The 24,579-nt window shown below is 66.6% G+C and carries 9 protein-coding genes (1 of these 9 running past the window's edge); 5 read left to right on the top strand and 4 right to left on the bottom strand.

What is annotated here, in order from left to right:
* Window positions 1-8 precede the first annotated feature (8 nt).
* Window positions 9-593 carry a GNAT family N-acetyltransferase gene (locus AC19YX_RS02490; protein WP_078471291.1) on the top strand — a complete coding sequence of 195 codons (585 nt, stop codon included), beginning with the start codon at window positions 9-11 and terminating at the stop codon, window positions 591-593.
* On the opposite strand, the gene AC19YX_RS02485 is transcribed toward AC19YX_RS02490, so the two are convergent.
* A complete protein-coding gene (locus AC19YX_RS02485) occupies window positions 590-1,483 on the bottom strand; it encodes a LysR substrate-binding domain-containing protein (RefSeq protein WP_078471290.1) in 894 nt (297 codons plus the stop codon). The two genes, AC19YX_RS02490 and AC19YX_RS02485, sit on opposite strands and share 4 nt — an antisense overlap.
* A gap of 89 nt (window positions 1,484-1,572) precedes the next feature.
* Window positions 1,573-1,809, bottom strand: coding sequence for a hypothetical protein (locus AC19YX_RS02480; protein WP_078471289.1), 237 nt, complete (start codon window positions 1,807-1,809; stop codon window positions 1,573-1,575).
* 229 nt (window positions 1,810-2,038) lie between these two features.
* Between AC19YX_RS02480 and AC19YX_RS02475 the strand changes: the two genes are divergently transcribed.
* Together AC19YX_RS02475 and AC19YX_RS02470 are read left to right on the top strand one after the other, a co-directional pair.
* On the top strand, window positions 2,039-2,596 hold the full coding sequence (locus AC19YX_RS02475) for an NADPH-dependent FMN reductase (protein WP_078471288.1): 558 nt from the start codon (window positions 2,039-2,041) through the stop codon (window positions 2,594-2,596).
* 133 nt (window positions 2,597-2,729) lie between these two features.
* Window positions 2,730-4,016, top strand: a complete 1,287-nt coding sequence (locus AC19YX_RS02470; RefSeq protein WP_201130734.1) for an arsenic transporter — start codon at window positions 2,730-2,732, stop codon at window positions 4,014-4,016.
* A gap of 1 nt (window position 4,017) precedes the next feature.
* Here the strand turns inward: AC19YX_RS02470 and AC19YX_RS02465 are convergent, their stop codons facing one another.
* Both AC19YX_RS02465 and AC19YX_RS02460 read right to left on the bottom strand, forming a co-directional pair.
* Window positions 4,018-5,460, bottom strand: a complete 1,443-nt coding sequence (locus AC19YX_RS02465; protein WP_500606132.1) for an efflux transporter outer membrane subunit — start codon at window positions 5,458-5,460, stop codon at window positions 4,018-4,020.
* 53 nt (window positions 5,461-5,513) lie between these two features.
* On the bottom strand, window positions 5,514-6,323 hold the full coding sequence (locus tag AC19YX_RS02460; RefSeq protein ID WP_078471286.1) for a helix-turn-helix transcriptional regulator: 810 nt from the start codon (window positions 6,321-6,323) through the stop codon (window positions 5,514-5,516).
* A 587-nt stretch (window positions 6,324-6,910) separates the two neighbouring features.
* Between AC19YX_RS02460 and AC19YX_RS02455 the strand changes: the two genes are divergently transcribed.
* Complete coding sequence (locus AC19YX_RS02455; protein ID WP_500605587.1) at window positions 6,911-13,324, top strand: amino acid adenylation domain-containing protein; 6,414 nt, start codon at window positions 6,911-6,913, stop codon at window positions 13,322-13,324.
* A gap of 291 nt (window positions 13,325-13,615) precedes the next feature.
* Window positions 13,616-24,579, top strand: partial view of a non-ribosomal peptide synthase/polyketide synthase gene (locus AC19YX_RS02450; protein WP_500605586.1) — the 5' end (the start) only. Its footprint extends 11,830 nt past the window's final position; 10,964 of the gene's 22,794 nt are visible here — the first part of the coding sequence; the start codon lies at window positions 13,616-13,618; its stop codon lies beyond the right edge, outside the window.

Raw genomic sequence — 24,579 nt, 5'->3', positions numbered from 1 at the left:
TCCCCGCTATGCAGCCAGCCATGAATCCCAAGTACCCCGGCCTGTCGGTGCGGGTCGCCGACGACGGGTTTTCCGCCTATATCTGGGGCAGTGACTTCAGTTTCGAAGTCACGGCCTACGCCCAGGCTGAAACCGGCAAGGCGGTGGCGCAGTGGCCGCTCACGTCCATCGATCCGTACCGCAAGTGCTACGGCATCGACCCGGAGGAGTTCAGCAGCTACCGCGACGCGGCCGACAGCGCGATTTTCATGGCCTACCTGGACGATCAGCCGGTGGGGCACGTGGTGGTCAGCACCAACTGGAACGGTTACGCCCATATCGACGAGCTGGCAGTGCATGCACCGGCGCGGCGCCACGGGGTGGCCAAGGCGTTGCTGGATGTGGCGCAGTTCTGGAGTCGCAAGAAAAAACTCCCGGGCATCATGCTCGAAACCCAGAACAACAACATCGGTGCCTGCCGCCTGTATGAACGCTGCGGCTACGTGATTGGCGGGGTCGATCACCTGCGTTATCGCGGCATCGATCCGCAGACCTCGGAAGTGGCGATTTTCTGGTACCGACTGTTCGCCGACGAGTTCGCCGCCCAGGGTTAGCCGGCGAGCAGGGCTTCGGCCTTCTCCGTCAGCAGTTCGAGCAGGGCGCTGATCACGCTGGACGGCTCGCGCTGGTGCAGGCTCAAGGCATACAGCGTCACGCTGATCGGTGGCGACAGCGGGCACACGTCAAGGCCGCCGCTGCGTGCGCCAAGGGCCGTGAAGGGGTCGACAATCGCCAAGCCTTCGCCGGCTTCGACCATGCTGCGCATCATCTGATAGGTCTGGACCCGGGTCTGGATCACCGGGCTGGGGCGAATATTCTGCAGCTTGCTGTCCAGGGTCACGCTGAGCGGGTCCTGGCCCTCCAGGCCGACCATCGCCTGGCCGGCGAGGTCTTGCAGGGCAATGTACTTCTGCTTGGGCTGCAGCCAGCCGTGGGGCGCGAGCAATTGCAGCTTGCCCTGGGCCAGGGGTTGGCAGTGGATATCGCGGTGTTCGGGGTTGTGCAGGCTCAGGCCCAGGTCGCAGTCGCGCAGCAACAGGCGTTTGACGATCTGGCGGGTGCCGTGGCTGGCAAGGCTGCAAGGGGTGTCGGGAAAGCGCCGGCGCAGGGCGGCGATGCTTTGTGGCAGCAGTTGCTGGGCCAGGGGCGGGGTGCCGTCGACCCGCAGCGGGGGCGCCTGATACTGCTTGAGGCTGTCAGCCAGGCGTTGCACGGGTTCGAAGGCGTCGTAGATGCCACTGATCCCGGCCTGCAACTCACGGGCTTCGCGAGTGGCCTGCAGACGTCCGCGGACGCTGGCGAAGAGCATGAAGCCCAGCTGGCTTTCGGCATCGCGCAAAAGCGCCTCGACCTCGGCCACCGACAATTGCAACAGCTCGGCGGCGGTGCCCAGGTGCCCGGTTTGCAGGAGCGCCTGAATCACTTCGATATGACGTAAACGCATGCTTGAAGTCCATGTCCAGCCAGTGAGGGATTCAATCGCTTGAATCCTAACTCAAGTCCGCGCATATGACTTCTGCTCATGACACCGGGTTATGAGGCAATGAAGGTCTCGGGTTCGCGAATGATGGTGATGTCCGATTGCACCAGCAGAAACTGGTTGTCGTCGAGTTTTTTGACGCGGTCGCCAATGGCCAGACGGTAGGTGGTAACAGGCTCGGAGCCGGTGAGACCGTCTGCCGACGGGGTGGATTCCTGGAATTCATGCACCGAATAGACGCGGCCTTCTGCGTCTCTTGCATGAAACTGTCCGACGAGTACTGCTGCCATCTTTTAGAGCCTCTGGAGATAAATCACTCAATTTGCGGTTCTGTAGACCGTGCTTGGGCGAGGTAAGTTTTGTACCGGTAAAAAAATAGTCCGCCGTCGCAAAGGGCGGTGCCGAGCCGGGCTGAAACAGGCTCTGGGGCACCATCAATTTGTGCGAACGGGGTGGCAGGATCGACCCGCGGTCATTTATAACTAGCGTCTTGTTCAACCAGATAGTCAGGAAGCAACCATGAGCAACGTTTACACGATTGCAGTGCTGGTCGGTAGTTTGAGAAAAGCCTCTATCAACCGCAAAGTGGCACTGGCGCTGGCTGAACTGGCGCCTGCCAACCTCAAATTGAACATCGTCGAGATCGGCGACCTGCCGCTCTACAACGAAGACATCGATGCTGCACCGCCGGCAGCCTACAGTACTTTTCGGCAACAAGTGAGCGCATCCGACGCGGTGTTGTTCGTGACCCCGGAATACAACCGCTCGGTGCCCGCGCCCTTGAAGAATGCGATTGACGTCGGTTCGCGGCCATATGGCCAGAGCGCCTGGAGCGGCAAGCCGGGTGCGGTGATCAGTGTTTCCCCCGGTGCCATCGGCGGCTTTGGCGCCAACCACCACCTGCGCCAGTCCCTGGTGTTTCTCAACGTGCCCTGCATGCAACAGCCGGAAGCCTACCTGGGCGGCGCGGGGTCGGCGTTCGATGACAACGGCAAGTTGTCCGAGGCCACCCGGCCATTCCTGCAGAGCTTTATCAATGCCTACGCGCAGTGGGTCGAACAGCACAAAAAAGCCTGACCCGCAGTCGCCGGCTTCCACGGAAGTCGGCTCGCGGGGCTTATGCGCGTCATGTCCGCTGAACCGATCGATCCCCTGATCTCCCCATTCCATGGGTCCGTCTAGCTGTCGGGCCCACTCAAGGCTGTTGCCCATGTTGACTGCTGGACTGATTTTTCTGCTGACCATTACCCTGGTGATCTGGCAACCCAAGGGCCTGGGCGTCGGCTGGAGCGCGGTGCTGGGCGCGGTCCTGGCCCTGTTGCTCGGGGTGGTGCACCTGAGCGATATCCCGCTGGTGTGGCAGATCATCTGGAACGCCACCGGCACCTTTGTCGCGCTGATCATCATCAGCCTGCTGCTGGATGAAGCCGGCTTTTTTGCCTGGGCCGCGCTGCATGTGGCGCGTTGGGGGCGGGGCAGTGGACGACGCCTGTTCGCCTTTATGGTGCTGCTGGGGGCGCTGGTGTCGGCGCTGTTCGCCAATGACGGGGCGGCGTTGATCCTGACCCCGATCGTGATTTCCATGCTTCTGGCCCTGCGTTTTTCCAAGGCCGCGACCCTGGCCTTCGTCATGGGCGCGGGCTTTATCGCCGACACCGCCAGCCTGCCGCTGGTGGTCTCGAACCTGGTGAACATCGTCTCGGCGGACTTTTTCAAGATCGGTTTCAACCGTTACGCGGCGGTGATGGTGCCGGTCAACCTGGTCAGCGTCGCGGCCACACTGGGGGTGCTGATGTGGTTTTTCCGCCGCGACATCCCCCGTGCCTACGACCCCGAACAGCTGGAGCCGGCGCACAGCGCGATCCACGATAAACCGACCTTTATCGCCGGCTGGTGCGTGCTGCTGATCCTGTTGCTCGGCTGTTTTGCCCTGGAGCCCCTGGGCATTCCCATCAGTGCCATCTCGGCGGTGTGTGCCGCCTTGCTGCTGGCGGTGGCTGCCCGCGGGCATCGGATTTCCACGCGCAAGGTGCTCAAGGACGCGCCATGGCAGATCGTGATTTTCTCCCTGGGTATGTACCTGGTGGTCTACGGCCTGCGCAATGCCGGGCTGACCCAATACCTGGCCGGCTGGCTGGACAGCTTCGCGACCTGGGGCATCTGGGGCGCAGCCATGGGCACCGGGTTGTTGAGTGCCTTGCTGTCTTCGATCATGAACAACCTGCCGACCGTGCTGATCGGCGCGCTGTCGATCGATGCCAGCCAGGCGCAGGGGGTGGTCAAGGAGGCGATGGTCTACGCCAACGTGATCGGCAGCGACCTGGGGCCGAAAATCACCCCGATCGGCAGCCTGGCCACTTTGCTCTGGCTGCACGTGCTGGACCGCAAGGGCATCCATATCGGCTGGGGTTATTACTTCAAGGTCGGCATCGTCCTGACCTTGCCGGTGTTGCTGCTGACCCTGGCGGCGCTGGCCCTGCGTTTGTCGCTGGGCTGAATTAGCCGCCGGCGCCGTGCTGCGGCGCCGGCAGCCTGGCCAGTTCGGGGGATTCCTGCCAGCCGCCGCCCAGGGCGGTGTACAGATTCACCTCGGCCATCAGTTGCGCCAACCGGTCATTGATCAGGTCCTGCTGTGAGCTGAACAGCGAACGTTGTGCGTCGAGAAACACCAGGTTGCTGTCCAGGCCCATGCGGTAGCGGTGTTCGGCCATGTTGTAGTAGTCCTGGGTCGCCTCCACCAGGCGTCGCTGGGCATCGAGCTGCTGCTGGTAGGTGCTGCGAGCGGCAAGGCCGTTGGACACTTCCTGGAACGCGGTCTGGATCGATTTTTCATACTGGGCGACCCGGATGTCCCTTTGCAGTCGGGAGTAATCCAGGCTGGCCCGCAGGCTGCCGGCGTTGAAGATCGGCAGGTTGATCTGCGGCTGGAAGGTCCAGCCCCCTGAGCCACCCTTGAATAATCCGGACAGTTCCAGGCTGGAAGTGCCGGCGTTGGCGGTCAGGCTGACACTGGGGAAAAACGCCGCGCGGGCCGCACCGATATTGGCGTTGGCGGCCATCAACTGGTACTCGGCCTGGAGGATATCCGGGCGCCGTTGCAGCAGGTCGGAGGGCAGGCCGGCCGGCACGGCGACTATCAGATCGTTGGCCAGGGGCTGACCGGGCAGCGCCGGGGACACCTCGGCCCCCACCAGCAGGCTCAGGCTGTTCAGGTCCTGGGCCACCTGGCGTTGATAGCGGGCCAGGCTGGCCCGGGCGCTTTCGACGCTGGTGCGCGCTTGCAGCACATCGAGGTTGGACAGTTTGCCGGCGGTGCCGCTGCGCGCGGTCAGGCGCAGGCTTTCCAGGTTGGCCTCCAGGGTCTTGCCGCTCAGCACCAGCAGCTCCTGGTCGGCGCGCCAGGTCAGGTAGGCGTTGGCCACGTTCGCCACCAGGCTGATCTGGGCGCTGCGTTGCGCCTCTTCGGTGGCCAGGTAGCTGAGCATCGCCTGCTCGCTCAGGCTGCGCACGCGGCCGAAGAAGTCCAGCTCGTAGGCGCTGATGCCCAGGGTCGCGGAATAGGACGACTTGATCAGCGGCTTGCCGGTGCCTGTGATGGCGGGCGGCAGGCGCTGGCGGCTGCCGCTGCCGTTGGCGCTCACGGCAGGGAACAGGTCGGCGCGCTGGATCCGGTACTGCGCCTGGAACGCCTCGACATTCAAGGCCGCCACCCGCAGGTCGCGGTTGTTGTCCAACGCGCGCTGGATCAACTGCCGCAAGGTCGGGTCACGAAACAGCTGATGCCAGTCGGTGCTGCTCGCCAGGGCGCGCGACCCCGTGTCGCCGGGCGCCTGGGGGTAGAGCGCGGGCGCCGGTGAAGGCGGTTGCTGGTAGTCCGGGATCAGCGAGCAGCCGCCCAGCAGCCACGTCAACAGCACCAGGGACAGGGCTGACCTGGGCAGTGAGCGACTTTCCCCAAGGGTGAAGCAGTTGCCTGATGCCGAAGTGCGGCGGATCACGCGCCGACCATCCACTTGGCCAATCCATGGCGGCCGCTTACCCCCAGCTTGGCGGCGGCACGCTTGAGGTAGGTTTCGATGGAGCTGTTCTTGAGGCTGAGTTTTTCCGCCAGTTGCGGCACCGTGCCGCCGCTCAGCAGCCCCAGGCACACCTCTTTTTCCCGGGCCGAGAGGGTGATGTCATTGCGCGACAGGCGCTCGTCGAACTCGCGTTGCAACAGCGCCTGCTCCGGCAGCGCCGGCAACCCGCCGGCCCAGGCCTGGCCCAGGGCGGCATTGCGGTTGGCCTGGGCGTGACGCTCGATCAGCGGCAGCAGGGTTTGCGACAGGCTCTTGAGAAACGACAGTTCGGACAGGGAAAACACCCGCAGATGGCGCGGTCGGTAAAAGGAAATGACGCACCGTCGATTGGACGTGCGCGACACCAGGCTGCACTGATGGGAGGTTTCGCGGACCGTATGGCGGCTTGCAGGGTCGCCGGCCCGGGCATTCACCTGGATCAGCAGCGCGTCGTCCATTTCGAGCATTTTTTCCAGCAGGGGCTGGGCGTTGCGTTGCCAGGAGGCGGGGCAGGGGCTGTCCTCGCGCAGGGTGGCGCTGCCCAGGGGCTTGATGTCCAGCAGGGAGGCGAGTTCTTCATCGAGGGTCCATTCGCTGAGTTCGACTCGGGTTACCGGAACGCGTTTTTCCACCAGGTGCAGCATGTTGGCGGCGAATCGGTCGTTGCCGGTGCTGGAGATGAGCTCGCCCAGTTCGAAGTAGAACGGCGGGCTTTCGATGGTTCCGATACTGCTGGTCAGACTCATATCCTTATCATCCTTGATGTAGACAGATCGTCGAACGTTGAACGGGGGCAGTGCGGGGCTGATCAGTTCTCCATGAAGCTGAGCCAGCACCCGACATTTCATTAAATCCCATGGAATTGTCTGAGGTCTGTACGGGAACACCGGGACAAACGCTGCCATGAAAACCACGGGATTAATTTGACGCTTGCGCTGATTGGCCGCCTTATTGTTCTGGAAAGTGTTCGTAACCTTATGAAAGTAATGGGTTTGTTCTTTTGACCCGATGACGACCAGGCGAGCGGCGTGCCTGAGCTATGGCGGATTTCCTACAGCCATATAAGCCAAGCTTCTGGAACTTTCTGCTTGCGCCCGATCCAGGCACCCGAGCTGTCCCGACTGGCGCCCAACTGCTTCCTTCCCGTGGCGTAGGCAGCGGGGCAGGTTGTCCGGGTTTCGGGTGTCACGCGGGTGTTGGGGCTGATGCTTAAATCCGGCGATACCCCCCATCGTCGGCGCCGCGCCTGAGGCCAGCACTTCGCGCGCGCTGCGGGGCCATCACATGAGAAGGATCTTATGACGCTTTTTTCTGCCGCCCCGGGTGCCCGTCCATGAACCCGGGCCCAGCGACTCCGCACACCTTTGCCCTGACCGTCGCCCAAAGCGATATCTGGCTCGACCAACTGAGCCGGGCGGATTCGCCGCGTTACAACATCGGCGGCTATGTCGAGCTGGAGGGGCCAGTGGATCCCGGGCTGATGCAGCGCGCCATCGAGCTCCTGGTGCACAAGCATGATGCCCTGCGCACCGTGCTGCTGGCCGATACCGGCCCCGACGGCCTGCCGTTGCAGACCTTCGCCCGCGAAGTGCCGGTGCACATGCCGCTGCATGATGTTTCCCGGCACACCGAACCGATGGTTCAGGCCCAGGCCCTGATGCAGCAGCAAATGGCCCGGGTCTATGGGCTGTATAGCGCGCCCCTGTTCCGTTTCTTCCTGGTCAAGCTCAGTGCCAACCATTACCTGCTGGGCACCCAGGCCCATCACCTGATTCTCGATGGCTGGGGCTTCGGCCAGATGCTGGATTCCCTGGGCGGAATCTACAGCGCCCTGGTCCAGGGCCAAGCCCCGGAGCTTGAGGCCGCGTCCTATATCGACTTCATCCACGACGACGCGCGCTACCACGGCTCGCCGCGCTACGCCCGTGATCGTGCCTACTGGCTGGACAAATACCGCAGCCTGCCCGAGCCGCTGCTGGTGCCGCGCTATCGCGAGCGTTACCCGCGCCATGGGGCGCCGGGCGGGAGCATGGTCCGGGCTTTCCCCGGGGCCCTGCATAAGCGCATGCAACAGCAGGCGAAAACCTGGCAGGCCTCGGTCTTTCATGTGCTGCTGGCGGCGCTGTATGTCTACTTCACCCGCACCGGCGAGCGTGACGAGTGGGTGGTTGGCTTGCCGATTCTCAACCGCTCCAACGCACGATTCAGGTCGACCCTGGGTCTGTTCACCCAAGTCAGTGCAGTGCGCCTGGCCTTTGGCCGGGAGCTGACCTTTGCCGAGCTGGTGGCGGCGATCCGCGATGGGCTGAAACAGGATTTTCGCCACCAGCGGTTTTCCCTGAGTGAAATGAATCGCGCGCTGGGCCTGTGGCGCGAGGACCGTGGCCAGGTGTTCGACCTTTCGGTGTCCTATGAGCAGGACGACCATGATTACCGTTACGGCGAGGCCCGGGCCCAGGCGATCAAGGTGCCGAACAACCACGAGCCGATGCCGCTGGTGATCCACCTGCGCAGCAACCGCTACAACGACCAGGCGTGGATTCACTACGTCTACAACCAGGCCTATTTTCAGGAGAACGACGTCGAGGCCCTGGCCGAGCGTTTTATCCATGTGCTGGAACAGGGGCTGGCTGACGGCGCGCGGAGGATTGACGAGTTTTCCCTGGTCACCGCGCACGAGGCGGCGCAGATCCGGCAATGGAACGCCACAGAGCGTCACTACCCGGACCGCCGGACCCTGCACGGCCTGTTCGAGACCCAGGCGCGGCTGAGCCCGGAAGCGCCGGCGGCGGTGCACGGTTCGCAGTCCATCAGCTACGCCGAGCTGAATCGCCGCGCCAATCAGTTGGCCCACCTCCTGCTGAGTCAGGGAGTGCAGCCGGGAGACCGGGTGGCGGTCCTGCTGCCACGTTCCCTGCCGTTGCTGGTCAGCCAGTTGGCCATCAACAAATGCGCGGCGGTCTATGTGCCGCTGGATATTCAGGCCCCTGGCCAGCGCCAGGGTTTTATCCTTGAAGACAGCTGGGCGCGGCTGCTGCTCAGCCATGGCGACCTGGCCCTGGAGTGCCGGACCCCGCGCATCGATCTGGAGCAACTTGGCCTTGAACGCCAGCCGGCGCACAACCCGGAGCTGGCGCAGTCGTCGCAAAGTGTCGCCTACCTGATGTACACCTCCGGCTCCACCGGCGTGCCCAAGGGGGTGCTGGTGCCGCATCGCGCCGTCAGCCGATTGGTGCTGAACAACGGTTACGCCGAGTTCAACCGCCATGACCGGGTGGCGTTCGCTTCCAACCCGGCGTTTGACGCCAGCACCCTGGAAGTCTGGGCGCCCTTGCTCAATGGGGGCTGCGTGGTGGTGGTCGAGCAAGAGGTGCTGCTGTCCAGCGAGGCCCTGGCGAAGTTGCTGCTGGAGCAGAACGTCAGCGTGCTGTGGATGACCGCCGGGCTGTTTCATCAGCACGCCGATGGCCTGATGCCGGTCCTGCATCGCTTGCGCTACCTGATAGTCGGCGGCGATGTGCTGGACCCGAACGTGATTGCCCGGGTGCTGGAGCAGGGTGCGCCGCAGCATCTGCTCAACGGCTATGGCCCGACCGAAGCCACGACCTTTTCCACCACCTTCGAGATCCGCCAGGTCGGGGCCGGGGGCATTCCCATTGGCCGGCCCATCGGCAACAGCCACGCCTATGTGCTCGATGCCCGCCAGCAGCCGGTGGCCGTGGGAGTGGTCGGCGAGCTGTATATCGGCGGCGCCGGGGTCGCTCAGGGTTACCTGAACCAGCCGCAGCTGACGGCGGAAAAGTTTCTCGCCGATCCCTTTGCCAGCGATCCCCAGGGGCGGATGTACCGCACCGGCGACCTGGCCTGCTGGCGCGCCGACGGCGTCTTGCTGTACCAGGGGCGCGATGACCAGCAGGTCAAGCTGCGGGGCTTTCGCATCGAGCTGGGGGAGATCGAAAGCTGCCTGGCGACGTGTGCCGGGATCAAGGACGCCGCCGTGCTGCTGCGCGAAGACAGTCCGGGCAACAAGCGCCTGGTGGCTTACTTCACGGTCCAGGCCGGCGCTGGCGAGGTGTCGATCAAGAGCCTGCACGCCAGCCTGCAAGGCCGGTTGCCGGAGTACATGCTGCCCTCGGCCTACGTGCAATTGCCGGCGCTGCCGCTGACCGCCAACGGCAAGCTCGACCGCAAGGCACTGCCGCTGCCGGCGGCCTCGGCCGTGCTCAGCCGCGACTACGAAGCGCCCCGGGGCGAGGTCGAAATCACCCTGGCGCAGATCTGGGCCGAGGTGCTCCAGGTCGAGCGGGTAGGGCGCCACGATCACTTCTTTGAGCTGGGCGGGCATTCGCTGCTGGCGGTGAACCTGATCGAGCGCATGCGCCAGGCCGGTCTTGGCGCCGATGTGCGGGTGCTGTTCAGCGAGCCGACCCTGGCGGCGCTGGCGGCGGCGGTGGGCAACAGCCGGGAAGTCCAGGTGCCGGCCAACCGCATTGCCCCGGATTGCACCCACATCACCCCGCAGATGCTGGCCCTGGTCAGCCTCCAGACGCAGGATATCCAGCGCATCGTCGCCGGTATCCCCGGCGGCGCGGCCAATGTGCAGGAGATCTACCCCCTGGCGCCCTTGCAGGAAGGCCTGCTGTACCACCACATCAGCGCCGAGCACGGCGACCCTTATCAGCAACACGCGATGTTCGCCTTCGCCAGCCGCGAACGCCTTGAGGCCTTTGCCCAGGCGCTGCAACAGGTGGTGGAGCGCCATGACATCCTGCGCACCAGCCTGGCCTGGGACGGCCTGGAGCAACCCATGCAAGTGGTGTGGCGCGAGGCGCGGCTGACGCTGGAGGAGGTGCGGCTGGAACCGCAGTCGGGGGATATCCTCGGACAGTTGGCCGCACGCTTCACACCCGCGCTGCGCCCGCTGGATATCCGCCAGGCGCCGATGATGGCCATGGCCTGGGCCGAAGACCCGCTGCAACAGCGCTGGATCGGCATGTTGCGCTTCCATCACCTGATCAACGACGCCACCTCGACGGCGGTGCTGATCGCGGAAATCCAGGCCCACCTGCGGGGTCAGCAAGGCCGATTGGCGCCTGCGGTCGCCTATCGCAACTACGTGGCCCAAGCCCGCCAGGCCAGTCGCCAGGCCGAGCACGAAGCCTTTTTTACCGCCTTGCTCGGCGACATCGACGAACCAACCCTGGCCTTCGGCCTGCAGGCGTATCAAGTGGAGCGCGACGACCAGGAGCAGGTGCAGTGCCTGCTCGACACCGGGCTGGGGCGCCGCCTGCGGCGCCAGGCACGGCAACGGGGGGTGAGTGCGGCGAGCCTCTACCACCTGGCCTGGGCCCAGGTCCTGGGGTGTCTGTCCGGGCGCGATGACCTGGTGTTCGGCACGGTGCTGCTCGGCAGGCTGCAGGCCGGAGAGGGCGCGGACCGGGCCCTGGGCATGTTTATCAATACCCTGCCGCTGCGGGTCAAGCTGGCGGGGCGCAGTGTCCAGCAGGCGCTGCGCGAGACCCATGACGGCCTGAGCGCGCTGCTGGTCCACGAGCATGCGGCCCTGGCCCTGGCGCAGCGCTGCAGTGGCGTGGTGGCGCCGACGCCGCTGTTCAACAGCCTGCTCAATTACCGGCATGCCCCGGCCGCCGTGGCCTTGGCCGGGCTGGCGGGTATCGAGCTGTTGAGCAGTGAAGAAATTGTCAGCTACCCGCTGAGCCTGGCGGTGGATGACCTGGGCGCGGGCTTTCGCCTGTCTGCCCGGGCCCCGCGCGCGGTCGGCGCGCAACGTCTGCTGGATTACTTGCAGAGCGCCCTCGACGGCCTGGTGCAGGCCCTGGAACAGACGCCGCAGCAGCCCCTGGCGCAGGTGCCGATCCTGCCGCAGGCCGAACGTCGGCAGCTGTTACAGGAGTTCAACGCCACCGTCGAGGCCTATCCCCATGACCAGACCCTGCATGCCCTGATCGAGGCCCAGGTCCGACGCACACCCCAGGCGGTGGCCCTGGTGGCCGGCGAGCAGCAGCTGACTTACCACGAGCTCAATGCCCGGGCCAACCAGCTGGCCCATCACCTGCGCGAGCAAGGGGTGCAGCCCGATTCCCGGGTGGCGATCTGCGTCGAGCGCGGGCTGGAGCTGCTGGTCGGCCTGCTGGGCATTCTCAAGGCCGGCGGCGCCTATGTGCCGCTGGACCCGGGTTATCCGCCGGAACGCCTGCACTACATGTTGCACGACAGCACGCCGGTCGCGGTGCTGGTCCATGGCGCAACGCGGGCGCTGATGGAAGGCAGTCGGGTGCCGCTGATCGACTTCGACCGCTGCACCTGGCAGCACCAGCCCCACAGTGATCCGCAGGTGCCGGGGCTTGGGGTTTCGCACCTGGCCTATGTGATCTACACCTCGGGTTCCACTGGCACCCCCAAGGGGGTCATGATCGAGCACCGCGGCCTGGGCAACCTGCTGCACTGGAGTTCGGGCCTGTGCCCGGGGGCGGCCAGCGGCAGCCTGTTGCAGAAGGCCCCGTTCAGTTTCGACGGCTCGGTGTGGGAGCTGTTCTGGCCGTTGAGCATCGGCATGCGCCTGGTGCTGGCGCGCCCCGATGGGCACCGGGATCCGGCGTACCTGGCGCGGCTGATCCGCGAACAGGGGATCACCCTGGTGAAGTTTGTGCCGGCGATGCTGCAGCAGTTCCTCGAGCTGGATGAAGTCAGCCAGTGCCGGAGCCTGACCGACGTCTTCGCCGGCGGCGGCGAGCTGACTGCGGCCATGGCCCGGCGCTTCCAGCAACTGCTGCCCCAGGCTCGCCTGCACAACGTTTACGGGCCCACTGAGGCCACCGTCGACAGCAGCGCCTGGACCCTCGAGCCCGGGGCCGAAGTGCCGCCGATCCAGCTGCCGATCGGCCGTCCCATCAGCAATACCCGGCTGTATGTGCTGGATGCCCATGACGCGCCGGTGCCCCTGGGTGTCAGCGGTCAGTTGCACATCGGCGGGGTCGGCGTGGCCCGGGGCTACCTGGGCCTGCCCGAGTTGATGGCCGAGCGTTTTATCGACAGTCCATTCGTGGCCGGCGACCGCCTGTATCGCACCGGCGACCTGGTGCGCTACCGCGCCGACGGCAACCTGGAATTCCTCGGGCGTAACGACTTCCAGGTCAAGCTGCACGGGCTGCGGGTCGAGCTCGGGGAGATCGAGGCGCGACTGGCCTGCCACCCGGCGTTGCGTGAAGTGGTGGTGCTGATGCGCGACGAGCGCCTGGTGAGTTACTACACCCTGCGCGGCGCGACACCGGCGCCGACGGTCGAAGCCTTGCGCGCCCATGTGCTGGCGCAATTGCCGGAGTACATGGTGCCTTCGGCCTTTGTCCAACTGGCGGCGTTGCCCCTGAGCCCCAACGGCAAGCTGGACCGCCAGGCGCTGCCGGCACCGGGCCTGGATGCGGTGGTAAACCGGGGTTACGAGGCGCCCGAAGGAGCAGTGGAAATCACCCTGGCGCAGATCTGGGCCGAGGTCCTGAAGATCGAGCGGGTCGGGCGCCATGATCACTTCTTCGAGCTGGGTGGCCACTCGCTGCTGGCCGTGAGCCTGGTGGCGCGCATGCGCCAGGCAGGGCTGGAGGCCGATGCGCGGATGCTGTTCAACCAGCCGACCCTGGCGGCGCTGGCGGCGCGGATCCTGGTGCCGGTGCAGCAGGTGGACGTACCGCAGACCACCATTCCCCAGCTCAACCGCAAGCGGCGCCTGTAAGCCGCGCAGACCACCGTCAGGCCCCGCAGTTCGGGCCTGGCGGCGCGGCCGGGGGGCTTGTCCCGGCTTCCCATGTCATGTCCGCAGACGTCGATGGTTTAGTTTTTCGAGCCTGCGGGGTGCCCCGTCGGGCCCGATGTCCCTGTCACTTTTACAGACCACGGCCCACGCGTATCCCAGGTCGGCACCGAGTGCCGGGTGCTTCGGCGCGGCGGTCGCCGGCGGGGCACAGGTTGCAGCTGAACATGGACTTTCTCGACAACCGTTTCCGAATTCAAAGCAGGTTACCCAATGCACTTCAGCGAATTGATGGCAGTTCTTTCCACCCTGGCGATCCGTCTGCAAATGGAGGACGGCGATCTGGTTATCCTGGGTGATGACGCCGCGCTGGATGATGAGCTGTGGGACAGCCTGGTCCGGCACAAGGCGCAGTTGCTGGAGCTGGTGGCCGAGCATGCCGGCGACTGGTCGAGCCCGGCCTTTCGCATCACCCCGGACATGCTGCCGCTGGTGGACCTGGACCAGGCCGCCATCGAGCGTATCGTCGCCACTGTGCCGGGCGGTGCGGCCAACGTGCAGGACATCTACCCCCTGGCGCCGTTGCAGGAAGGCATGCTCTACCATCACCTGTCGGCGCAGCAGGGCGACCCCTACGTGCTGCAGACGCGCTTCGCCTTTGACTGCCGTGCGCGTTTCGAGGCCTTTGCCCAGGCGTTGCAATGGACCATCGACCGCCACGACATCCTGCGCACCGCCATGGCCTGGGAAAGCCTGGACTCGCCGTTGCAAGTGGTCTGGCGCCAGGCGCGCCTGGTGTGCGAGGAGATCGTCTGCGATCCCCTGGCCGGTGAGGTACTGAGCCAGTTGCAGGCGCGCCACGATGCCCGCCACTACCGCCTGGACCTGCAACAGGCGCCCCTGTTGCGCCTGGTGTTTGCCGAAGACCCGGCCCGGCAGCGGGTCGTCGCGCTGCTGTTGTCGCACCACACCATCCTCGATCACAGCGCACTGGACGTGGTGCGCGAAGAGATCCTGGCCCATATGCAGGGCCGCGCCGGGGAGGTTCCGGTGGCGGTGCCGTTTCGCAATTACCTGGCCAAGGCGCGCATGGGCCAGAGCGATCAGGTGCACGAAGCGTTCTTCCGCGACATGCTCGGCGACATCGACGAGCCGACCCTGCCACTCGGCCTGCGGGACGTGCAGGGCGACAGCCACATCATCGACCACCTGCGGGCGCCGCTGGACAGCGTCCTGAGCCTGCGCCTGCGGGATCAGGCGCGGCAGCTCGGGGTCAGTGCGGCGAGCCTGATGCACCTGGCCTGGGCCCTGGTCCTGGGCCAGCTCTGCGGGCGCGACGTAGTGGTGTTCGGCACCGTGCTGCTCGGCAGGATGCAGGCCGGCGAGGGCGCGGATCGGGCCCTGGGGATGTTTATCAATACCCTGCCGCTGCGGGTCGACCTCGGCCACCTCGACGTGCGCGCCGGGGTGCGCGCCACCCACGCTCGCCTGAGCACCATGCTCAACCATGAGCACGCGTCCCTGGCGCTGGCTCAGCGTTGCAGCGGGGTCACCGCCTCGACGCCGCTGTTCAACGCCATTCTCAACTACCGCCACAGCGCCGCCGCCGACCTGGCCGAGGTTATCGAGCTGGCCGAAGGCGTGCAGGTGCTGGGCTCCGATGAAGGCAGCAACTACCCGCTGACGTTCAACGTCGATGACCTGGGCGAAGGTTTCACCCTGACCCTGATGGTCGAGCGTTCGATTGGCGTGCAGCGCATCACCGACTACCTGCACACCACCCTGCAGCATTTGGTGGAGGCCCTGGAACAGACCCCGAGCCTGGCCTTGCGCGAGCTGTCGATGGTGCCCGAGGCTGAGCGCGAAAGCCTGTTGCGCGGGTTCAATGCTCACCAGTTGTCGTTCCCCAAGAGCCAGGCCGTGCACCGCCTGTTCGAAGCCCGGGTGGCGAGCCAGCCCGACGCCGTGGCGCTGACCCAGGGCGGGCAGGGCCTGAGTTATGGCGCATTGAATGCCCAGGCCAACCAGCTGGCCCACCACCTGCTGGACATGGGGGTGAAACCTGATGACCGGGTGGCGCTCTGCGTGCAGCGCGGCCCGGCGATGCTGGTGGGGATGCTGGGTATTCTCAAGGCCGGCGCAGGTTATGTGCCGCTGGACCCGGGGTTGCCGGAGGAGCGCCTGCGCTACCTGCTCGAAGACAGCGCGCCCCGGGCGCTGCTGACCCAGGGCGCGCTGCTGGGGCAGTTGCCGACGCTGGACCTGGCGCTGATCGACCTCGACCACCCGCTGTGGCGCGAGCGACCGTCCACCGATCTGCCGCTGCCGGCCCTGACTTCGGCACACCTGGCCTATGTGATCTACACCTCGGGCTCCACCGGCCTGCCCAAGGGGGTGATGGTCGAGCACCGGACCCTGGAAAACCTGGTGCACTGGCACAACCAGGCCTTTGACCAGCACCCGGGCAGCCAGGTCTCCAGCGTCGCCGGTTTCGGCTTTGACGCCATGGCCTGGGAGGTCTGGCCGAGCCTGTGCGCGGGGGCGACCCTGCACCTGCCGCCCCGGGAGATCGGCAATGAAGATATCCAGCAACTGCTGGCCTGGTGGCAGGCACAGCCGCTGGAGATGAGCTTTTTGCCGACCCCGGTGGCCGAGTACGCCTTCAGCCAGCACCTGCAACACCCGACCCTGAAGACCCTGCTGATCGGCGGCGATCGCCTGCGCCAGTTCAACCAGGGCCAGACCTTCGCCGTGATCAATAACTATGGCCCCACCGAAGCCACGGTGGTCGCCACTTCGGGCGCGGTCCAGGTCGGCCAGGCGCTGCATATCGGCCGGCCGATTGCCAATGCTCAGGTCTACCTGCTGGATGAGCAGTTGCGCCCGGTGCCGGTCGGGGTTGCCGGCGAGCTGTACATCGGCGGTGCCGGGGTGGCCCGGGGTTACCTGCACCGGCCGCAGATGACCGCGGAGCGTTTCCTCGACGATCCGTTCAGCAACCAGCCCCGGGCGCGCATGTACCGCACCGGCGACCTGGCGCGCTGGCTGGCGGACGGCACGCTGGACTACCTGGGGCGCAATGATGACCAGGTGAAAATTCGCGGCATGCGCATCGAACTGGCCGAAATCGAGGCGCGGCTGGCCCTGCACCCCGAGGTCGAGAGCGCAGTGGTCCTGGCCCGGGAAGATGAGCCAGGGCATAAGCGCCTGGTGGCCTACTATCGGCCGCAGCTGGCGCAGTCTGACCTGGATAACGAGGCCCTGCGGGCCTGGCTCCACGAGCAGTTGCCGGAATACATGCTGCCGGTGGCCTATGTCGCGCTGGCCGACTGGCCCCTGACCGCCAACGGCAAGCTCGACCGCAAGGCCTTGCCGGCCCCGGGGCTCGAATCCTTTATCAGCCGCGATTTCGAAGCGCCCCTGGGGCCGGTGGAAACGGCCCTGGCGCAGATCTGGAAGGAGGTGCTCAAGGTCGAACAGGTCGGGCGGCATGACAACTTCTTTGAACTGGGCGGGCATTCACTGCTGGCGGTGAGCCTGATCGAGCGCATGCGCCAGGTCGGCCTGGGCGCCGATGTGCGGATCCTGTTCAGCCAGCCGACCCTGGCGGCCCTGGCGACGGCGATGGGCAGCGGACGCGAGGTCGAGGTTCCGGCCAACCGCATTGCCCTCGGCTGCCAGCGCATCACCCCGGACCTGCTGCCGCTGCTGGAACTGAGCCAGGAGGCCATCGACCTGATCGTCGCCAGCGTGCCCGGCGGTGCGGCCAATGTGCAGGACATCTACCCCTTGGCGCCGTTGCAGGAGGGCATTGTGTATCACCACCTGGCTGCCGGGGAGGGTGACCCCTACCTGTTGCAGACCCGTCTGGCGTTTGACAGCCACGAGCGCTTGCAGGTGTTCGCCGGGGTCTTGCAACAGGTGATTGGGCGCCACGATATCCTGCGCACTAGCGTGCTCTGGGAAAACCTGGAACACCCGCTGCAAGTGGTCTGGCGCCATGCCGAGCTGGTGCTGCAAGAGCTGACGCCGGACCCGGCGAGCGGGGATGTGCTGGAGCAGTTGCAACAGCGCTTCGATGCCCGCCATTACCGCCTGGATATCACCCGTGCACCGCTGATCCGTCTGGTGCACGCCTGGGATGCGGCGCAGCAGCGGGTGGTGGCGATTCTGCTGTTCCATCACCTGGCCATGGACCACACCGCCCTCGAGGTGGTGAGCCAGGAGATGCAAGCCCTGATCAGCGGCCAGGGTGCCAGCCTGGGGGCCGCTGCGCCTTATCGCAACTACGTGGCCCAGGCGCGCCTGGGGGTGAGCCAGGCCGAGCATGAGGCGTTCTTCCGGCAGATGCTCGGCGATATCGACGAGCCGACCCTGCCGTTTGGCCTGCAGGATGTGCAGGGCGACGGGCAGCCTATCGAGGAGGCCGCGCGCGCCCTGGAGCCGGCCCTGAACCGACGCCTGCGGGAACAGGCGCGAAGCCTGGGGGTGAGTGTGGCGAGCCTGATGCACCTGGCCTGGGCCCAGGTCCTGGGGCAACTCGGCAACCGCCGGGATGTGGTGTTCGGCACCGTGCTCCTGGGGCGGATGCAGGGCGGCGAGGGCGCCGACCGGGCCCTGGGCATGTACATCAACACCTTGCCGCTGCGGGTCGAAGTCGGCGCCGTGGCGCCACGGGCTGCGGTCAAGGCCACCCACGCCCGGCTCAGCGCGCTGCTGGGGCATGAACACGCGTCCCTGGCTCTGGCCCAGCGGTGCAGCGGGGTGACGGGGGCGGCGCCGCTGTTCAGTGCCTTGCTCAACTACCGCCATAGCCAGGCCGGCACCCAGCCCCAGGCCGGACCGCAGCTGTGGGACGGGATCGATGTCCTGGGGGGCGAAGAGCGCAGCAACTACCCGCTGATCCTGAGCGTCAACGACCGTGGCGACAGCTTTGACCTGAGCGTGCTGAGCCAGGCGCCGATTGATCCGCAGCGCATCTGCGGCTACATGCACACCGCCCTGGAACACTTGGTGCAGGCCCTGGAGCAGGGTTCGGCGGTCACCCTCGACCAGCTGTCGATCCTGCCGGCGGAAGAGCGCCAACAGCTGTTGCACCAGTTCAACCCGAACCCTGCGCACTACCCGCGCGGGCAGACCATTCATGGCCTGTTCGAAGCCTGCGCGGCCGCCATGCCCGAGGCCCCGGCCGTGATCCAGGGCGCGCACAGCCTGAGCTATGGCCAGCTCAACCAGAGTGCCAATCAACTGGCCCACCAACTGCTGGCGCTGGGAGTGCAGCCTGATGATCGGGTGGCGATCAGTGTGCGCCGTGGCCCTGACATGCTCCTGGGCCTGCTGGCGATTCTCAAGGCCGGCGCCGCCTATGTGCCGATCGACCCGGCGCTGCCGGACGAGCGCCAGCACTACCTGCTGCAGGACAGCGCCCCGGTGGCGCTGTTGACCCAGGGCGAATGGCTCGGGCGCTGGGCGGCGACCGCGTTGCCACTGATCGACCTCGACCAGCGGCACTGGCTCGGCCAGCCCCGCAGCAATCCGCAACTTGCCGGGCTGACTCCGGCGCACCTGGCCTATGTGATCTACACCTCGGGTTCCACCGGCCTGCCCAAGGGGGTGATGGTGGAGCACCGGACCCTGGAAAACCTGGTGCACTGGCACAACCTGACCTTCGACCAACACCCGGGCAGCCAGGTCTCCAGCGTCGCCGGTTTCGGCTTCGACGCCATGGCCTGGGAGGTCTGGCCGGCCTTGTGCGTCGGCGCGACCCTGCACCTGCCGCCGGCCGAGGTCGGCAATGACAACCTCGAACTGCTGCTGGCCTGGTGGCAGGCGCAGCCGCTGGAGGTCAGCTTCTTGCCGACCCCGGTGGCCGAGTACGCCTTCAGCCGCCAACTGCAACACCCGACCCTGAAGACCCTGCTGATCGGCGGCGACCGCCTGCGCCAGTTCAGCACGGCCCAGACCTTCGCCGTGATCAACAACTACGGCCCCACCGAAGCCACGGTGGTCGCCACCTCGGGCGCAGTCCAGGTCGGCCAGGCGCTGCATATCGGCCAGCCGGTGGGCAATGCCCGGGTTTACCTGCTGGATGAACAGCAGCGTCCGGTGCCCCAAGGCGTGGTCGGCGAGCTGTATATCGGGGGCGCCGGGGTGGCGCGGGGTTACCTGAACCGTCCACAGATGAGCGCCGAGCGCTTTATGGCCGACCCTTTCAGCGCTGAACCCGAGGCCCGCATGTACCGCAGCGGTGACCTGGCGCGCTGGCGCGCGGACGGCAACCTTGATTACCTGGGGCGCAACGACGACCAGGTCAAGGTGCGTGGGGTGCGCATCGAACTGGGCGAAGTCGAGAGCGCCCTGGCCAGCCACGCCGGGGTCAAGGAGGCGGTGGCGCTGGTGCGTGACGCGCGGCTGGTGGTCTATTTCACCGAGCAGGCCGAACAGCTGGATATCGAGCAACTGCACGCCCATCTGCAAGGCCGCCTGCCGGACGCCATGGTGCCGGCGGCCTACGTTCGGCTCGATGCGCTGCCGTTGACCGCCAATGGCAAGCTCGACCGCAAGGCCTTGCCCGAGCCGGGAGCGGATGCGCTGCTCAGCCGTGGCTTCGAGGCGCCCGAGGGCGCGGTGGAAATGGCCCTGGCGCAGATCTGGAAGGAGGTGCTCAAGGTCGAACAGGTCGGCCGCCATGACCACTTCTTCGAGCTGGGCGGGCATTCGCTGCTGGCGGTGAGCCTGATCGAGCGCATGCGCCAGGTTGGCCTCGGCGCCGATGTACGCATTCTGTTCAGCCAGCCGACCCTGGCCGCCCTGGCGGCTGCCGTGGGCAGTGGGCGTGAGGTCGAGGTCCCGGTCAACCGCATTGCGCCCGGTTGCCGGCACATCACCCCGGACCTGCTGCCACTGCTGGACCTTGACCAGGCCGCCATCGAGCGGATCGTCGCCGCCGTGCCGGGAGGTGCGGCCAATGTGCAGGACATCTACCCCCTGGCGCCGTTGCAGGAAGGCATCCTCTACCACCACATCACCGCGCAGCAGGGCGACCCCTATCTGCTGCAAACCCGGCTGGCCTTTGACAGCCTGCAACGCCTGCAGACTTTCGCCGGTGCCTTGCAGCAGGTGATCGAACGCCACGACATTCTGCGCAGCGCGGTGTTCTGGGAGGGCCTGGACACCCCGGTGCAGGTGGTGCTGCGCGAGGCCCGGCTGGTGGTGGAAGAGGTGGTGCCGCAGGTGGCGGACGCTGATGTGCTGCAACAGCTCGGCGCGCGATTCGACGCCCGCCACCATCGCCTGGACCTGAGCCGTGCGCCGCTGATCCGCCTGGCCTACGCCCAGGACCCGGCACAGCAGCGGGTGGTGGTGCTGCTGATGTTCCATCACATCGTTCTCGACCACACCGCCTTCGACGTGGTGCGCCAGGAAATGCAGGCCTGCCTTCTGGGCCAGGCCCGTGAGCTGGGGCCGGCGATGCCTTATCGCAACTACGTGGCCCAGGCGCGCCTGGGCGTCAGTGACGAGGAACATGAAGCGTTCTTCCGCGAGATGCTTGGCGATATCGACGCGCCGAGCCTGCCGTTCGGCCTGCAGGATGTGCAAGGCGATGGGCTTGCCATGGAAGAGGTGCGGCACCGGCTGCCCGCCACCCTGAGCCACGGCTTGAGGCGCCAGGCGCGTCTGCTCGGGGTCAGTGTCGCGAGCCTGATGCACCTGGCCTGGGCCCGGGTGCTGGCGGTGGCCAGCGGCAACCAGCAGGTGGTGTTCGGCACCGTGCTGGTGGGGCGCATGCAGGGCGGTGAGGGGGCCGACCGGGCGCTGGGGATCTTTATCAATACCTTGCCGCTGCGGGTCGATGTCGGTGAGCAGGATGCCCGCGCCGGGGTGCGCGCGGTGCACGCGCGGTTGAGCGCGCTGCTCGGTCACGAGCACGCGTCCCTGGCTTTGGCCCAGCGTTGCAGCGCAGTGGCCGCGCCGCTGCCGCTGTTCAGCGCGATTCTCAACTACCGGCACAGTGCCGGCGCGGCAGCGCCGCTCGACGCACACCCGGCCTGGCAAGGCATGCAGACCCTGGCCCATGACGGGCGCAGTAACTATCCCTTGAGCCTGAACGTCGATGACCTGGGCGACGACTTGCAACTGGGCGCCATGACCGTGCAGCAGATCGGCGCGCAACGGGTCTGCGGGTACATGCAGACCGCCCTGGAATCCCTGTTGCAGGCCCTGGAGCAACGCTCGCCCATGGCCCTCAAGCACCTGCCGATCCTGGCACCGGCGGAACACGCGCAGTTGCTGCACGGCTTCAACGGCAGCGCGCTTGAATGCAACCTGGAACAGACGGTGCACGGCCTGTTCGAAGCCCAGGTGCAACGCACCCCGGATGCGCCGGCCCTGCAATCGGGCGCGCAATGCCTGACCTACGCCGGGCTCAATGCCCGGGCCAATCAGCTGGCCCGGCATCTGCGTGACATCGGGGTCGGCCCGGATGTGCCGGTGGCGATCTGCATCGAGCGCAGCCTGGAACTGGTGGTCGGCCTGCTGGCGATCCTCAAGGCTGGCGGTGCCTATGTGCCGCTGGACCCGGCCTATCCGCCGGAGCGCCTGGGCTACATGCTGCACGACAGTGCGCCCGCGGCGCTGCTGGTACACGGCGCGACCCGGGGCTTGGTGCAGTGGGCTGAGGGGCCGCTGATCGACCTCGATCAAGCGGCCTGGCAGGCGCCTGCGCCAAGCCACCCGGACAGCGCCGATCTCCAGGTGCCGGGCCTGACTGCACGGCACCTGGCGTATGTGATCTACACCTCCGGCTCCACCGGCACGCCCAAGGGGGTGATGGTGGAGCACCGCGGGCTGGTCAACCTGCTGCACTGGAGCTCGGGGCTGTGCCCTGGCGCGGCGCAGGGCAGCCTGTTGCAGAAAACCCCACTGAGCTTCGACGCTTCGGTCTGGGAGGTGTTCTGGCCGCTGACCTCGGGCATGCGCCTGGTGCTGGCGCGCCCGGACGGGCACCGCGAGCCGCGCTACCTGGCGCAGTTGATTCGCGAGCAACGGATCTCGGTGATCCAGTTCGTGCCGGCCATGTTGCAGCTGTTCCTGGAACTGGACGAGGTCAGCCAGTGCCGCAGCCTGACCGATGTGTTCTGTGGCGGCGGCGAGCTGGGCGCGACCCTGGCCCGGCGCTTCCAGGCACGCTTGCCGGGGGCGCGGTTGCATAACGTCTACGGCCCGACCGAGGCCACGGTGGACAGCACGGTCTGGACCCTGGAGCCCGGGGCTACGGTGCCGGCGCTGCAACTGCCGATCGGCCGGCCGATTGCCAATACCCGCCTGTACGTACTGGACGCCGAGGACCAGCCGGTGCCGGTCGGCGCCAGTGGTCAGTTGCACATCGGCGGCGCCGGCGTGGCCCGGGGTTACCTGGGGCTGCCGGGGCTGTTGGCCGAGCGATTCATCGACAGCCCGTTCGTGGCCGGCGACCGCCTGTACCGCACCGGCGACCTGGTGCGCTACCACGCCGACGGCAACCTGGAGTTCCTCGGGCGCAACGATTTCCAGGTCAAGCTGCATGGCTTGCGTATCGAGCTGGGGGAAATCCAGGAACACCTGGAGCGCTACCCGGGGATCAGGCAAGCGGTGGCGCTGGTGCGCGAAGACGTGCCCGGCGACAAGCGTCTGGTGGCCTACTTCAGCACCCACCCCGAGAGCACCGTGCCCGAGGTCGAGGCCCTGCGCCAACACCTGTTGCAGCAGTTGCCGGAGTACATGGTGCCGGGGCTGCTGGTGCCGCTGCCGGCATTGCCGCTGACGCCCAACGGCAAGCTGGATCGCCAGGCACTGCCGGTGCCGGATTCGTCGGCGCTGCTCAGTCTCGCCTATGAAGCGCCCCAGGGCGAGATCGAAACCGTCCTGGCGCGGATCTGGGCTGAAGTGCTCAAGGTCGAGCAGGTGGGACGCCACGATCACTTCTTCGAATTGGGCGGGCATTCACTGCTGGCGGTGAGCCTGATCGAGCGCATGCGCCAGGTCGGCCTCAGCGCCGATGTGCGCATTCTGTTCAGCCAGCCGACCCTGGCCGCCCTGGCGGCTGCGGTGGGCAGCGGGCGCGAGGTCGAGGTCCCGGCCAACCGCATTGCCCTCGGCTGCCAGCGCATCACCCCGGACCTGCTGCCGCTGCTGGAGCTGGACCAGGACGCCATCGACCTGATCGTCGCCAGCGTCCCCGGCGGTGCGGCCAATGTGCAGGACATCTATCCCCTGGCGCCCTTGCAGGAAGGCATCCTGTATCACCACCTGATGGCCGAGCAGGGCGATCCGTACCTGTTGCAGTCGCAGATGGCCTTCGACAGCGTCGAGCGCCTGCAACTGTTCGCCCGGGCCCTGCAACACGTCATCGAACGTCACGATATCCTGCGCACCAGTGTGCTCTGGCAAGGCCTGGAACAACCACTGCAGGTGGTCTGGCGCCACGCCGAGCTGCACCCGCAGGAAGTGGTGCTGGACGCGGCGGATGGCGATGTACTGGGCCAGTTGCAGCAGCGCTTCGATGCCCGGCACTACCGCCTGGACATGACGCGCGCGCCGCTGATCCAGCTGCTGTTCGCCAAGGACCCGCAACAGCGGAGGGTGGTTGCCACGCTGTTGTTCCACCACCTGGCCATGGACCACACCGCGCTGGAAGTGGTGGGCCATGAACTGAGCGCATTTCTCGCCGGGCAAGGCGCGACCCTGGGCGCGGCGGTGCCTTATCGCAATTACGTGGCCCAGGCACGGCTGGGGGCCAGCGAGCAGGAACACGAGGCGTTTTTCCGCGACATGCTGGGGGACGTCGACGAGCCGACCCTGCCATTCGGCCTGCAGGATGTGCAGGGCGACGGGCGTGCTATCGAGGAAGTCAGCCAGCGGCTGGAGGCCGACCTCAGCGGGCGTATCCGCAGCCAGGCGCGGGGCCTCGGGGTGAGTGCCGCGAGCCTGTTCCACCTGGCCTGGGCCCGGGTGTTGAGCGTGACCAGCGGCCAGCGGCACCCGGTGTTCGGCACCGTGCTGATGGGCCGCATGCAGGGCGGCGAGGGCGCCGATCGGGCCCTGGGGATGTTTATCAATACCTTGCCGCTGCGGGTGGATATCGACGCCACCTCGGTGCGCGACGGGGTGCGGGCGACCCATGCCCGGCTCAGCGCACTGCTCGGCCACGAGCATGCGTCCCTGGCCCTGGCCCAGCGCTGCAGCCAGGTGGCGGCGCC

The sequence above is a fragment of the Pseudomonas sp. MF09150 genome (assembly GCF_059862355.1).
The sequence above is the reverse complement of the archived record's forward strand: the minus strand, read 5'-3'. Positions and strand labels throughout refer to the sequence as shown.